Raw genomic sequence first — 14,510 nt, forward strand, 5'->3', positions numbered from 1 at the left:
GCATTCCCCTACAAAGCCTGCAGCACATGGTCGAATTGGTAGAACGCGTTCGTTTCGTCCAGCAGCGCTTTCACGCAATGTTTAATTTTTTGAGGCTCTAGCTTTTTGATCCGAAGCGCCTTGATAAGCATTTCTAATGCTTCGGCATGCGTTTCTTGCTTAACGCTTTCCCTCTCTCCTGCCGAGGCATTGTATCTCGTCTTCATTTTCTCGTAGATTTGAATGACTTCCTTATATTCGGCTTGATTCCGGTTATGGTTCTCGGTCGCAACCAGAATGCTGAGGCATCTGCCTGCGAAATTAGGCATATCCTTCGCAAAGTTCGTGTCGCTTTGGAACAAGCTGTCGAGCTTCTGCTTGTCTTGGAACAGGCCGTAGCAATACGTTTTCATTTGCGGCAAGCTTTCTTTCACGAACTCCGACAGCAGCAGCTTCGGACTCATTTCGATCGTTGCGGTGACGCCGAACCGATGGAACAGGTCGATAGCCGACGTGAACAACACCGGTTTGATCAAATGGTAGGTCATGCTTTTGGCGATTTGGTTCGGGTCGGAAAGCGGAGCGCCCGTCTGGTTGGAGATGACTGGGAAGTGGAAGGGATAATACGTAAAGCCGTTCACGAATTCCAAATATTCCATGCACATTTCGTTCATGAGCGGGGAATGCATCGGCGGGCCGTTAAACAGCGGCGATACGAGGGCGCCCCGGTCAAGCATTAGCTGCTCCACCTCATCAAGCTTATCGTTCGCTCCGCTGAGCGCGAACTGGCTGCTGGAATTGAAGCAGGAGATGAAGACGCTCGCTTCGGCATCGGCCTCTCGAATGCACGCTTCGATCGTTTCCTTATTGGCTTGCTCGATGATGGCCATATGGCCGATATTTTTGTTCGTGATGCCGTTTACCAGCTCGCCGCGCTTCATCATAATTTTGACCGCATCTTGGAAACGAACGGCGCCGGCGCTTACCAACGCGGCATATTCCCCGATGCTGTGGCCGACTGCAAATTGCGGATACACGCCGTAGTCGTCCATGTAAGCTCTGAAGATCGCAATCTCCGTCGTCAGAATAGCAAGCTGCATATTCGTAAACTCATTGATGCCGCTAATGCTGCCGTTGAAGATCAGCTTCGCCATATCGATGCCCGAAACGTCGCTCGCTTCCTCGAACGTTTGTTTCGCAATGGCATATTGATCGTAGAACGATTTGCCCATCTGTAAGAACTGGGTTCCTTGCCCTGGAAATATAAAAGCAAACTTATCCATTATCGATTCCTCCTTGAATTTTTAGGGTTCGACAACCAATGTAACGTGTGGAGACAACGGTTGCAGCGATGACAAATCATTTTCGAATAGGACGTAATCCCCCTCCTCCTGAATTTCCTTGAACCCGGCGAATTTGTACGTGACGTACATCATCCGGTTCTTATCCGTCGAGACGAACTCGGCGCGCAGCGTTGCGCCGGCCTCCTTGGCCAGATGCATCAGATGGTTGATCATGACGCTTCCTACGCCGCGCGACATGACACGGCACGACATCAAGAGCAGCTTGATCGTCCATACGTTGTCATTCATCTCTACCAGGGTAAGTCCGATCTTGCCGTAGCTGCCGTACTTGTCTTCCAATTCGGACACGAGCAGCAGGTGCGAATCGGATTGTCTCAGGGCGTCTAGCTCCTCATAGGAATACGTATAGCCGGTCGTGTTCAACTGGTGAGTGCGCACGGTCAGCTCTTCCGCCCGCTGCAGGTCACCCTCGCCTACCTTGGCAATAGTGAATTTCATATTAAGCGATGCTAGAAACTCTTCTTGTGTCCCGACGAATTGTTCTTCTAAGTTGTTCCGTGTAATATCGCTCATGTACATCTGCCTGCGGTTCTTCGAATCTTCCGTAATAAAACGCGGATTCATTTCGGGCATGTCCAGCAGGCCAGGCAATTCCGTTACATCGAGGCAGAGCACGTCCGGATGCACGAAGTTGACTTCTTCCCGTTCGAAAGGCTGATCGTCTACAAAGGCCAGCGTGTCGATGCCGATGTTGATTGAGCCGGCAATAGCGGACAGCGAAGACGATTTCGAATTCCAATTGATCTGCGGGTAAATAAAATATTCCGCAAGCCCGAACGCTTCGAGCTTGTCCATGGCGCTCTTATGCTCGTTCTTGCTTGCAATGGACTGCAGAATGCCGCGGCTGTCCAGCGCCTTAATGATGTCGACAATGCCCTCTCGAAGGGAGACGTTGACGTCCTCCAGCAGAACGCCTTCCCAAACCGTGTTGTCCAAATCCCATACGACGCATTTCACCTTTTGCCGTACTTTTGTTCCAACGCTTTCATTTGTCATCTCTAATCACCTCAGATTGGATTGATCGTTACGTCGCACTCAGCATGTTTCTGGCGATGAGCATCTCGTGCATCTGCGTGGTTCCTTCGATAATTTCATTGATCTTCGCATCGCGCATATAGCGCTCTACCGGATAATCCGAGCTGCAGCCGTTCGCCCCGTGAATTTGCACCGCGTCGCTTGCCGCCTTATTGACCATTCCAGATGCAAAATATTTGGCTGTCCACGTCTCCATGATGGAATCGGGATCCATCATTTCTCTTAAATGGCCTGCGTGGCAGCATAACAGCCTTGCGGCCTTTACATTGACCGCCATCTCCGTCAGCATCTTCTGAATGAGCTGATTGTCTCCAAGCGGAGCGCCGAATTGCTTCCGCTGGCTTGCATATTGGAGCGACTGCTCCAGGCAGGCTTGTCCGAGGCCTACGCAGCCGCAGGCGACCGTATATCTGCCATAGTCGAGACAGTTCAACGCGACATGCGATAAGCCAATCCCCACTAAGCCCAACAGATTTTGTTGAGGGATGACGCAATCTTCGAGGCGCAGCTCAGCCAGCATTGAGCCTCTGACGCCCATCATTCCCGTAATCGGCGTCCGGCTGAAGCCGGGGGAATCGCTTGGGACTAGAAAAGCGGTCGGCTTGCCCTCGCACTGTGCGAAGAGCAAATAAACATCTGCGATTTGCCCCATCGTGATCCATTTTTTACGCCCGTTCAGCACGTAGCCGTCCTCCGTTAGAACCGCCGTCGTCTGCACGCTCTTCGCGTCGCTTCCCACCTCCCGCTCCGTCAGCGCGAAGGCGCCAACGAGCGACCCGTCAGCCAGCCCAGGCAGCCATTGGTGCCGCTGCTCATCCGAGCCCCATCGAAGAATAGCCAATGCGGCCATTCCGTGTACGGTCAGCAGACTCCGGATCGAAGAACAGCCGCGTCCGAGCTCCTCGTTCAACATCCCGACCGTCACCCAGTCGAGTCCCATGCCGCCGTATTCCTTCGGCAGCATCGAACCCAGATAGCCCTTTTCTTTCAGCTTCTCGATCAAAGAGGGCGCTATCCGCTCCGTCTTGTCACTCTCGGCTGCGCTCGGCGCCACGACCTCGTCCGTGAACGCCTTGAATTCGTCCTTCCACTGCAGTTGCCGCTTCGTCAGCTCAACCGTCGTCATCATTAGCTGGCCTTCCGCTCAATAAACTCGCAGATCGCGTTAATGGAGCTGAAATTTTTCATATCGAGATCCTTGTTATCGACGCGAACCCCGAATTCTTTCTCCAGAAACATGACGAGCTGCATCGCAAACAACGAGTTGACGTACCCGAGCGCAAAAATATCATCATGATCCTGCAGCTCAGCCTTTCTAAAAAAACGGTTCAAAAACGCCTTAATCCGATCCTTTGCCTCATTCATTACAAAATTCCCCTTTCGATAATTGGATGATAGGGAGGCCCTATGCCTCCGGAATCTTAAGAATAGGTATAAAAACCTTTGCCGGTCTTTCTGCCGTGCAGGCCAGCGTCCACCATCTTACGGAGCAGCGGGCAGCAGCGGAATTTGGAATCCTGATAGCTTTCGTACAGGACGTCGAGCGAATGGACTACCGTATCCAAGCCGATCAAATCGGCGGTTTCCAGCGGGCCCATTTTATGCGCATAACATTTTTTGAAAATATCGTCCACTTCCTCCGGCGTAGCGACCTGATCTTGCACGACGAAAGCAGCCTCGTTCATCAGCAAATGGGATAGGCGGTTGGACACAAAGCCGGGATAGTCATTCACAACGATCGATTCCTTGCCGATGGATTCCATCAACTGCTTCGTCTGTTCGATCGTCGACTCCGTCGTATGATAACCCCGGATCACTTCGACCGCATGCTTCATCGGCACCGGGTTCATGAAATGAACGCCGATAATGTGGGACGGCCGCGCGGTCAGCGCCGCAACCTTCGTAATCGAGACGCAAGACGTATTCACGAGGACAATGCAATCGTCCGGACAGATCGAATCGATCTTCGTGTGAACGTCCTTCTTGATCTCCCAATTCTCCGTCACGTTCTCTACGATAAAGCTCGCATCTTCCAGCAGCCCGTAGTCGGCAGAGAATGTGATTCGGTCCAGCACCGCCTCAGGCTCGACCGAATGGCCGCTCTTTTGGAACAGGTTCTGAAACCGGGCGTTCGTATAAATCTCGTCGCGCGCTTGCTCCAGCGCACGCTCATCGATATCGATAAGCACAACCGGATAGCCGTACTGGGCGAAATTTTGCGCTACCCCTCTCCCCATTACGCCGGCCCCGATAACACCGATTTTGTTCACGTTTGGAACCTCCATCTGTTTTGAAATTTACGGCTGCACGCCATATTTATGCGAGAGCAAGGCTGAAATCTTGCGTATGGTGGAGAAGGTATCGACCAACAAATCCTGGTCGTCGATTTGAATGTCGAAGTTGACCTCCAAATTGACGATTAGCTTGATCGTTACGATGGAATCCAACCCTTCCGAGCGCAAATCCGTATCCGGATCAAGATTCGCTTTGTCGCCGAGTAAGTCGCGCAGCTCCTGTGCGATGAGTTGTTCCAACGAAGACGCTTGGTCTAGTTTCAAACTAACAACTCCTTCTCGATTTGGTTGTCCGGCCATTGGGATAAGCTGCGCCCATGAACATCGATGTAAGCCTCTTTCCATCGGTCCATGCCGAATGCGACGCAGCCCGACTGCAAGAGCGCATCGGCAGTATCTGTAATCTCGTACTTGGAGCAGAGCGTATCCGCGCAGTAGTTGAAAGAGGCGATCGATACTTCTTTATTGCTAGAGGTGGTGACGAGCAATTCGTATTTGGCGTTGCTCATCATCTGGTAGGCTCCCTTAGTCTTCAGATCTTGGCTGAAAAAGAACGGGTCGGTCGCCGTTGCGATTCTCCCCTTCATGCCTAACGATTCAAAAAAGCGCCAGACATCCTCCATAATCTGATTGCGCATCGTGACGACCCAATCTTCCTTACCGACATATACAATTTCCCGCATCGTAAATTCGTTGCGTCTAAAGTTATTTTTCCGCCATTCGATCTCGTGCCGGAAGCATCTCCCTTTGCCTGTCAATATGGTTTCAGTGGTTAGCTTCTTCCCTTGAAGCTCCTCGTAACAGTGATAGCAAATGCACGGCTGCAGTACATCGCCATGGAAACACAAGGAATCGTCATACGACTCCTGCTGCGCATTGGCACGGAAATGGTTGATCGATTGGTAATTGTGCGGCACGGAGACAACGCCGTAAATATTTTGCGGAAAATGAATATGGTATTGATTGCGGTCCATATTGTTCTTATTCAATACCGAAGGATAATCTCTTAATGCCGCGCCATAGCTCATAGCGATGCGCAAAAATTGTTCATCCAATTTCTCGAGCAAACGAATATCGAATTCGTCGTAATAGCCTTGCGGGGCTGCATCCGCCTCCGTTGTCGCAGCAGTCTCCATGGAAGACTCCTCGCCGATGTTGCTCTTCACGACTCGTTCTTTGATCACGCGCGTATGTTCAAGGCTGACGCAAAGCTCTTGATAGGACGCCCGCAATTCATTCAACGGCGCCGAATGCTGATCGCAATCGCTGACGGTCAGATGGACGGCATGCGCCTCTTTGTCATATGAAACGGCCGTTATCATTTCGGATAAATACGGAATGCGGTCTAACAAGATTCCGGCTTTGTCAACCAGCTTTCCTGGTATTTCAAGCGTTACATCCATTACCTTAGCCCCTCTCGATTAGATATGTGCCGATATTTCGACTTCAACCAGTTTTATCTTTTCTGTACCACCGCCTCATGTTATTATTTTACATACCATGCAGAGGATAGCTAAAATAGATTGTGTAAACAGCTGCACAACGCCTAACAACGCTTCTCATCGACGCCCGCTGCTGGCAATCGCCATACAGTCAACGGCTAGTTCAAGAATGAATGAAAGTTATGGGAGCGAGTTATCCTCAGCAGGCTTGATAAGGGGGGGATGCGGGTAGCGTTGCGGCTTTGGGGCTAGCTTCATGATACAACTTACTATCTAGCCCAATTGCAAGCAATAGAATCTGTAGAATAAACACGCATGTAAAATGTTAGCCCATGTCGAAAAGAGAGGGACGATCGTGAAATTCAAAACAATCATTCGTGACAGCATCTTATTTCCGGGGGGGTTCGTAAAGTGGTCGCTTTGCAAATATGATTTTATATTTATTAAATCCGATGAGGTCGTGGAAGTTGGCTTCAACCGTACCGATGCCAAGTTAAGCGGAGAGACAGCCGGACTATTTCAATGCAGCTACGGTCCATTCTCCATTCGAGCCGCTAGCAACCGTTCCGTCCGCATTAAAGGCATTACCTTTTCTTGCGGCATGATTTTGCATAAAAATTTTTTTACAACCGATTTCGATCAAGCACCCTTTCTCGCCATGCTGCAAGAGAGCGCACCGCTCGAAGCGTGCCGTTCCGGCATCCTCAAGGCGATGGAAAATTTCAATCTCCCCCAGCAGCAGCAAGGCAACCGGGAACGGATTGACCCGAGATTGATTCAATTGAACCGGTACATTCGTACAAACTACACCGCGCCAATAACCCTGCAGGACTTAGCAGATTTTGTTGGTGTTCACCCTACCTATTTAAGCAACACCTATTCGAAAGTATTCAAGATTTCTCCTATTTTTTATGTGAACCAATTAAGAATGAATGCAGCCAAGGAGCTGCTGATTCAATCGGACAAATCGATTAATGAAATCGCACATACGGTCGGCTATAACAGCGTGTCGCAATTCAGCTTAATCTTCAAACGATTCCATTCGAAGACCCCGAGCGCGTTTAGAAGAGAATCCATGGAGTCCCGGGAAACCGACTAGATCATTTAAGTGCAAAGGAACGTGTCCAATGGAGACGAAACAGTTGCCGGTTAACGATCCCTTCCTGAAAGGCTATGTGCATCATGCCTGCTGCTTCTCCATCATCGATCCCCTCAATAATGAGCAGGATGCGCTATGGTTTGCCAATCAATTCATTCAACTCACTTGCCAGACAAACATTGGCCTGAACCGCAGCGCGCAATTGGATTTCGTGCACGAGACCTTTTTTGCCGCTTATGATTACTTATTGACCATACAAAATTTGCACAAAAATATAATTAAGAAGTATACAGGCGGCGTCATTGGATTTGTAATTGACCGGATTAATGAAGATAACTATATCGAGCTAATGGTGAATGAATTTCATCTTCCCGGCTCGCCGTCGTATCAAATGAAAGACCATAATCACAATATCTTTATTTACGGCTACAACGTGAACGAAGAGCTGGTTTATGCACGGTATATGCACAATGGCAGCTTCTCAGATGCTGCGCTTCCTTATCGCACAATTGAAACGGCTTTCCAAACGACCAATGATAGATCCGAATGGTCGCAGTATACGAAGCTTTACAAAAAGAAAACAGGGGCCATCACATTCGACGGCAAACGGTTTTTCGGCTACATTGCCGACTATTTGAATGCCTCCTGTTACTTCCGAGAAGACGACGATAAAGCCTATGGAATAGCCGTTTATCATTACATAATCGACTATTTTGACCGCTTGGAACACAACGAGACCTCCGACGATATCCGGATTCTCCATCTCTTATGGGAGCACAAAAGAAGCATGTCCCATAGCATGCATTACTTATCGAACAATCGCCTGATGGATATTGAATCCGCCGTGATCGAACAAGTCGATACAATCGAGAATCAGACGCTGCTATTACGAAATTTGCACCTCAAAAAACAAATCAAACAAGACAAGCTTTCGATAAAGAAAATCAAAGAGCAGCTAATTGCGATCAAGGAAAGGGAAACGATGCTTTATACGAGATTGGCGGAAAAGCGGGATAATTTGGTTATCTATTAAAAATAGCAGCGCTAGGGCGAATGTCCCTGCGCTGCTATTTCAATTCCATTTTATTGAATGATGACACTGATACTAAAGCTCTTGGACGAATCCCCCGCAAGATTCGCGGAAAATGAAAGGCGTCTCGAACACGACCGCTTTCGGCTTAGTCAAGGGATCAAGAATCCTTCCCATTGCCAAGCGGATACATGCGGCGGCCATCTCTTCCACGGGCAGCTTGACCGTCGAAAGGGACGGAACGCTGTATTTCTCTGCATCATGGTCGCCGTACGTCAGAATCTCCATCTCATCGGGAATTCTGATATTAGCGCGATGGAATACAGGAAGAGCTGCGACAGCCATGGTACCGAGCGGGAAAAACATGGCCGTTGGCAGTTCGCCGCCTCCCTCCACGATCTTCCTGGCCGCCGCATTCCCGCCCTCCATCGTCATCGGAGCAGCTTGAATATGATGTTCCTCGAGTTCGAGTCCGTACTTGGCGCACGACTCGACGAATCCCTTGAAGCGCAAATTATTCTCCGACCTCACAAGATGGTCAGGCACAATTGTACCGACCTTCTTGTGCCCCCGCATCGCAAATAATTCTGCCGACTTGCGGCCGATCTCGTAAGTATCGACATGGACGCAGCTATAGGACCTGCTATTGCGATTGAACAGCACGGTCGGCACGCTTAGCGGATTGTCTTCGAGATAACGCTGATCCTCAGCGGAAATGCCCGTTAGAATCACGCCATGGTACATGCCGCTATCGCATATTTCTTTTATTCTATGGATGTTCTTCCGCTTGAACGGCTGGATCGTCATCTCGAATGCGTACTCTTGCTCCAGAATCGAACTTTGAGCACCCAAGAAAAAACGCCCCAACAAGTCGGAAGAGAGGTCGGACGGCCAGAACGTCGCGATGACCGGGAGGCTGCGAACGCCGGATTGTCTTAACCGTCTTGCCGACATGTTGGGTACATAACCGACGCCTTGCGCAGCATCCAGGATCAACTGCTGCGTTTTTTTCGAGATGCGCATTTCGTCTCCCCGGCCGTTGAGCACGATCGAAACCGTTCCCGCGGAAAGTTTCGTTTTCTCGGCGATTTCTTTTATCGTAGACATCCCCACCTGTCCACTCCTCATTCGTAATACTCCATTAATACGGAAAAGCACCGGCAATGTCAATCGCACACTTGCTTCGTCGGCTTGGATGGCCATCAATATTGACTTTAGTCCCAATCCCCCTTACGATCTAATAGCCAGATTGCTAAAACGTAATTGCAATAGTGCATTATATCCCTCAGGAGGTCAGCGTATGACATCACCACCCGTCCGTGCAATTGATGAACCATTAACGGATACGAGAATTTGGACGGCAGATTTTATTAAACTGACGATTGTGACAACACTGCTTCGAATCTGCACGCAAGTCCAGATTACATCCATGCCGCTGTTCTTTCTGCATCTGGGAGGCAGCCATGCATTAGCCGGACTGTCCATGACATTCTTTACATTGGCCGCGCTTCTGACGAGACCGCTTATCGGCGTATCGCTCGACACTTACGGGAGAAAGCCCATCCTTCTCTGGGGGGCTGTCGTGTATACGATCTCGACCATATTATACGGCTTAGTAGCCTTCATACCTGCGCTGATCTTCTTGAGAATCATGCACGGCATTTCTTTCTCGGCAAGTTCGACGGCAACCAGTACAATGGTCTCAGACGTCCTGCCGGAAGATAAAATGACGCAAGGCATCTCTTACTTCGGACTCTTCGGAACGCTGGCCGTGGCGATTGCGCCTTCTGCCACGCTTTATCTATTGGAGGTTTCCGACTATGCCGTACTCTACTACTTGACCGGTGCCGTATCGCTGCTAGCCCTGCTGATCAGCGTACGTATCGAATCCGAGAAGAAGAGAAAGCGCAAGGAACTGGCAGCGAACATCGTAAGTCCGCCGTCGAAGCAGCATTCACCGGACGCGGCAGGACATTGGCACAAATTCGTGGAGCTTCGTGCCGTTCCCCCTTCGGTCGTCGTCTTGTTCGTATCGTTGGCAACCAGTGCGGTCATGGTATTCCTCCCGTCATTCGCGATCGGGAAGGGCATCGACCATATCGGCGTAGTTTTCGTCGTTCAGGCCTCTGCACTGGCGCTTTCCCGTTTCATCGTTGGAGTATGGACCGCAAGGATGAGTCCGCGCTTCGTCATCCCCATCAATTTAATTGCGCTCGGGATTGCGCTTGGCGGAATCAGTTTTTCAAGCACATTGCGGGAACTGATCCTTTGGGCCATCTTATTCGGATTCACGAGCGGCTGTCTTATCCCTCAGCTTAATGCGATGGCCATTACGAACGCGGACCAGGCCAACCGCGGCAAGGCTAACGCCACATTCTATATCGCGCTCGATTTCGGAATCGGCGCCGGTGCCGCAGGTTGGGGGCTCTTGTCCGATTTCATCGAAATGCGTTGGATCTTCCTGTTCGCCGCCTTCCTCATGATTTTCGCTTTGTCGGCGTTCGCTTACATGGAAAGTTCACGGCGGAGGAATGCGGGCAATTAACCCCAATTTATGGTTGACTTTTTAGACAAGTAGCGTTAAGATTCACGCGTAAACTATTATTTGCTAAAACGAAAATGCAATGATGGAAGGCTGTGATCGATGCAGGAAATCAAGGGGCAGCGCGAGCGACCCGAACATGGCGGTAAGACATACTCGCAATGTACAAAAGGAGGAGATTGTTCTGAATAGGGGAAAGAAGCTGTTGTGGCGACCCATTATGATGATCTTAGCGATTGTATCTTTGTTATCTGTAAGTTTTCTCGGTCCATGGCCTGGCGTTTCTGCGGCTGCTGCCAAAGACAAGCCTGCATTTAAACAGAATGGCGCCATCGTACTGTCGGTCGGCGAATCCTATTCGCTTGAGATCGTCAATAAACCCGCCGGTGCGAGTTATGTCTGGAGCAGCGACAAAAAATCAGTGGCAGCGGTGGACCAGAACGGACTCATTAAAGCCACTTCAGCCGGGTCTGCGAACATCACTTGCAAAATAGCAGTCAACAATAAAACGGAATTACTCGCCGTGAAAGTCATCGTCAAGGAGGCTCATGTGAACCCATCAACGGAACCAGCTAAAGTACCTGTCGACAAGAACGGATTCGATACCAGCGGAAGAATGGTTGCCTACTTCGGCTCGCCGGTCATAGACGGCAATACGGATCCTGTATGGAATAAAGCGCAAGCGGTTTCACCAAAACATACATCAAGCAATATCGACACCACCGCAACATTTAAGGCATTATGGGACGACCGCGCGCTTTACATTCTTGCAGAGGTGAAAGACCGCGACTTATCCGTACAATCCGGAACGCCTTACATGCAAGATTCCGTGGAGTTATTTCTTGACGAGAACAATAACAAATCGCAGGAATACGGCGTAGACGATTTGCATTTCCGCGTGAATTATGAGAATTTGCTGTCCGTGGACAACGGAACTTCCGAACGCTTCTACACAGCGGCAAGAAAAACGGCAGACGGATATATCATTGAAACAAGAATTGCTTTGAATGCGAAGCCGGACAACGGCAAGGTGCTTGGCATCGAATTACAGGTGAACGACGCAAAAGGATCGGAGCGAGTCGGCACTATTAACGTATTCGATTCGACTGGCACCGCCTGGAACGATACGACGAAGTTCGGCGAAGTATTGCTCACGGGCAAGGCAAAGGGCGATGTCAGCGGGCTGAATCCCTACGATCTCATCAATTTGATCAAAAGCACGCTGAAGCTGGATCTCAAGCTTTATAAAAATGCAAATATCGTTACAGATGCGATTGCCAAGGCTTTCGCCGACAATGTACTCAAGGAACAAAAGGTTACTCAAGAACAAATCGATAAACAATATGCCGCCATCAAAGAAGCGATCGGCAAGCTGGAAATGACGGATGAAGCGGCGAACGAGAAATATTTCAAGCCGGTTCCAGATGAATATCGCCAGGATAACAGCAAAGCGGGGACGATTGAAAGCTTATCGTATAAAGCGGCTAACTTAACCGGCGGTACGGACGACAAGAAACTCAATGTTTATCTTCCGTACGGATATGACTCTTCCAATCCCAATAAGAAATACAATGTCCTATACTTGATGCATGGCGGGGGCGAGAACGAGAATCTTATCTTCGGCGGGCCCGGCCAGAGCAAAGAGATGAAGAAAATACTGGACAATATGATTGCAAACGGTGACATCGAGCCGCTTATAGTCGTGACCCCTACGTTCTACGGCGGCAAGGATGATGTTGCGCTCTTCCATGAGGAACTAATCAATAAGGTTGTTCCGTTGGTGGAAACCAAGTACAATACCTATACCAAATCCGGAAGCTTGGACGACTTGAAAGCATCCCGCGAGCATCGGGCATTCGGCGGATTCTCCATGGGTTCGGTCACGACGTGGTATACCTTTATCTACGCTCTTGACTACTTTAAGTACTACTTGCCGTTAAGCGGCGACAGCTGGGTTCTCGAGCAGAGAGGCGGCGGCCTCCAGCCGAAGGAAACGGCGGCATACCTTGCCGACGTTGCGAAGAAGTCCGGGTATAAGCCGCAGGATTACTACATTTTCAGCGCCACCGGCACCCAGGATATTGCGTATCCGAACTTGAAGCCTCAGATCGACGCGATGAAACAGTTAACCGATACCTTCGTCTATTCTTCGGATACGAAGAAAGGAAACTTCTACTTTATCGCTGCCGATGGCGGCACGCATGCTTGGAACTGGGTCAACCAGTACATTTATGACATATTGCCGGATCTCTTCCGCAGCTAAAGAGCGGTTGTTAACAGGTTGATTTTCTCGACATCGACTTACAGATGATATCGCCAGAATGGCCGAGCAGCTCACAGAGCCCTCGGCCATTCTCTTCTTCGACTGTCCGCCGTTATCGTCTTTTCTTTCGTTCTCTTGTATTTTCATAACTTACTAAGCCGCAGCTCATAAAAATACTGAACAATGGGATGCTTCAGCTTGACCCTCTCGCCCATGTTTAATATCCGCTTTTTCCCGACCCGTCGGTCCACCAATGCTAGAATATTCAATAAGATATCGTTGCTTTCTAAGCTTTCCTCTATCGAAAGGGATAAAAACTTAGTTGCTGCGACAGTAAAGTTAGATTTGCTTAAGGCTGACTGTGCTGACATGAGGTCCTTGGCAACCTCAGATATTTTCCTGCCTCTTGCAATGACTTTAAGACGATCCTCCGGCACTAGCCCCTTGGTATCTTTCCTGACCGCTTCAATTTCTTCATTGCTGATCGGAATCTGGATATCCGGGTCATTCTTAATTTCCATCTCCGTCTGATACCATTTGATTAAAGTCGTTGCATCACTCAAATTTAGAATGTTCTTTTTATCGACCGTAATATAACAATTCCCTGATTTATCGGGCAAATATCGATAGCTGGTTGCACGATACTCCACCTTCCCTGATAACGCAGGACTGAGAAAACTCTCCAGTTGTTGCTTCAATTTGCTCCAGGACATGTATTCCTCCGATGTTCAAATAAATTCATAACGATTCAGGCAGCCATTCTATTATCTATCATACAATAATGACTGCATGGATCATAACCTGCACAAGTAACCTTGAGGATCTCAATTTCTGGAGTCCCATACAAAAAGGCCACCGCTCGTTATACGGTGACCTCTCTTCTTCTCCTTTTGATTATCAGCCATTAACCGACGCTCCGCGCCACTGGCTCCGAATTTGCTCCACGGCAGCCAGAGCAGCTTGATCTTCCAGGATATCGCCTGGCCGATTGGCTTTGCCCAGTATATAACCTTCAAACCTCGTGCCTGTATATTCGAAAATGTACTGGAATTGCTGAACGAGCGGCAACCCCTTAAGATGAGGCTCGTCATCGCCGATGCCGATCACCCAAGCCGACTTGCTTGACAATTTCGCAAGAAACCTGTCTCTGTCCTCCCGCAGCGACTGGGACCAACGGTCAATGAATGTTTTGGTGAGCCCGGATGCCCCGTACCAATAGATTGGCGTTGTGAACACCAGAACATCCTGCGCCAGCACCCGTTCGATGACCGAACGATAATCATCTTCCGGATACGGTTCTTTCTCGGAATGCCGATAATCTTGGATCGGTTCGATCCTGTAGTCGGCCAGAAAAATAGGATCGGCATCAAATCCATTCGTTAACCGCTTCGCTAATTGTTCGGAATTCCCGTTTTTTCTCGAGCTCCCGTAAATGACGGCTATTCCCATACGTTAGCCTCCT

General features: G+C 49.5%; 14 protein-coding genes. 4 read left to right on the forward strand and 10 right to left on the reverse strand.

The genetic code is table 11. The annotated features are described in order from the left end of the window. Window positions 1-8 precede the first annotated feature (8 nt). From PKO01S_RS05400 to PKO01S_RS05430, 7 genes are read right to left on the reverse strand one after another with little or no spacing between them, the layout of a single operon-like run. The gene (locus PKO01S_RS05400; protein ID WP_127530290.1) at window positions 9-1,262 is read right to left on the reverse strand and encodes an ACP S-malonyltransferase; all 1,254 of its coding nucleotides are present in this window, start codon (window positions 1,260-1,262) and stop codon (window positions 9-11) included. Window positions 1,263-1,283: 21 nt separating this feature from the next. Then, on the reverse strand, window positions 1,284-2,339 hold the full coding sequence (locus tag PKO01S_RS05405) for an HAD-IIIC family phosphatase (RefSeq protein WP_127530291.1): 1,056 nt from the start codon (window positions 2,337-2,339) through the stop codon (window positions 1,284-1,286). A 28-nt stretch (window positions 2,340-2,367) separates the two neighbouring features. Then, entirely contained in the window at window positions 2,368-3,507 is a 1,140-nt protein-coding gene (locus PKO01S_RS05410) for an acyl-CoA dehydrogenase family protein (protein WP_246070443.1), read from the reverse strand. Beyond that, window positions 3,507-3,743, reverse strand: coding sequence for an acyl carrier protein (locus tag PKO01S_RS05415; protein ID WP_127530292.1), 237 nt, complete (start codon window positions 3,741-3,743; stop codon window positions 3,507-3,509). Before PKO01S_RS05415 ends, PKO01S_RS05410 begins: the two co-directional genes overlap by 1 nt. Window positions 3,744-3,799: 56 nt before the next feature. Beyond that, window positions 3,800-4,648 carry a 3-hydroxyacyl-CoA dehydrogenase family protein gene (locus PKO01S_RS05420; protein ID WP_281278832.1) on the reverse strand — a complete coding sequence of 283 codons (849 nt, stop codon included), beginning with the start codon at window positions 4,646-4,648 and terminating at the stop codon, window positions 3,800-3,802. Between the two features lie 27 nt (window positions 4,649-4,675). After that, window positions 4,676-4,936 carry an acyl carrier protein gene (locus PKO01S_RS05425; RefSeq protein ID WP_164779491.1) on the reverse strand — a complete coding sequence of 87 codons (261 nt, stop codon included), beginning with the start codon at window positions 4,934-4,936 and terminating at the stop codon, window positions 4,676-4,678. Then, entirely contained in the window at window positions 4,933-6,075 is a 1,143-nt protein-coding gene (locus PKO01S_RS05430) for a class-II aminoacyl-tRNA synthetase family protein (RefSeq protein ID WP_127530295.1), read from the reverse strand. The genes PKO01S_RS05425 and PKO01S_RS05430 overlap by 4 nt, the downstream gene beginning before the upstream one ends. Before the next feature lie 394 nt (window positions 6,076-6,469). Between PKO01S_RS05430 and PKO01S_RS05435 the strand changes: the two genes are divergently transcribed. Both PKO01S_RS05435 and PKO01S_RS05440 read left to right on the forward strand, forming a co-directional pair. Continuing rightward, window positions 6,470-7,213 (forward strand): helix-turn-helix domain-containing protein, encoded by a 744-nt coding sequence (locus tag PKO01S_RS05435; RefSeq protein ID WP_164779492.1) that lies wholly within the window; start codon window positions 6,470-6,472, stop codon window positions 7,211-7,213. Between the two features lie 28 nt (window positions 7,214-7,241). After that, a complete protein-coding gene (locus tag PKO01S_RS05440) occupies window positions 7,242-8,246 on the forward strand; it encodes a hypothetical protein (protein ID WP_127530297.1) in 1,005 nt (334 codons plus the stop codon). 72 nt (window positions 8,247-8,318) lie between these two features. On the opposite strand, the gene PKO01S_RS05445 is transcribed toward PKO01S_RS05440, so the two are convergent. After that, window positions 8,319-9,350, reverse strand: a complete 1,032-nt coding sequence (locus PKO01S_RS05445; RefSeq protein WP_127530298.1) for a LacI family DNA-binding transcriptional regulator — start codon at window positions 9,348-9,350, stop codon at window positions 8,319-8,321. 193 nt (window positions 9,351-9,543) lie between these two features. Here PKO01S_RS05445 and PKO01S_RS05450 point away from each other — a divergent pair, with 193 nt between their 5' ends. Together PKO01S_RS05450 and PKO01S_RS05455 are read left to right on the forward strand one after the other, a co-directional pair. Continuing rightward, a complete protein-coding gene (locus PKO01S_RS05450) occupies window positions 9,544-10,788 on the forward strand; it encodes an MFS transporter (RefSeq protein ID WP_164779493.1) in 1,245 nt (414 codons plus the stop codon). A 217-nt stretch (window positions 10,789-11,005) separates the two neighbouring features. Further along, window positions 11,006-13,048, forward strand: a complete 2,043-nt coding sequence (locus tag PKO01S_RS05455; protein WP_174818548.1) for a sugar-binding protein — start codon at window positions 11,006-11,008, stop codon at window positions 13,046-13,048. A 143-nt stretch (window positions 13,049-13,191) separates the two neighbouring features. Here PKO01S_RS05455 and PKO01S_RS05460 read toward each other — a convergent pair whose 3' ends face one another. Together PKO01S_RS05460 and PKO01S_RS05465 are read right to left on the reverse strand one after the other, a co-directional pair. Next, on the reverse strand, window positions 13,192-13,761 hold the full coding sequence (locus PKO01S_RS05460) for an SF0329 family protein (protein ID WP_127530300.1): 570 nt from the start codon (window positions 13,759-13,761) through the stop codon (window positions 13,192-13,194). Window positions 13,762-13,945: 184 nt separating this feature from the next. Continuing rightward, on the reverse strand, window positions 13,946-14,497 hold the full coding sequence (locus tag PKO01S_RS05465; RefSeq protein ID WP_127530301.1) for a flavodoxin family protein: 552 nt from the start codon (window positions 14,495-14,497) through the stop codon (window positions 13,946-13,948). Window positions 14,498-14,510: the final 13 nt, after the last annotated feature.

This window comes from Paenibacillus kobensis NBRC 15729 (assembly GCF_004000825.1).
GTDB lineage: Bacteria > Bacillota > Bacilli > Paenibacillales > Paenibacillaceae > Paenibacillus_T > Paenibacillus_T kobensis.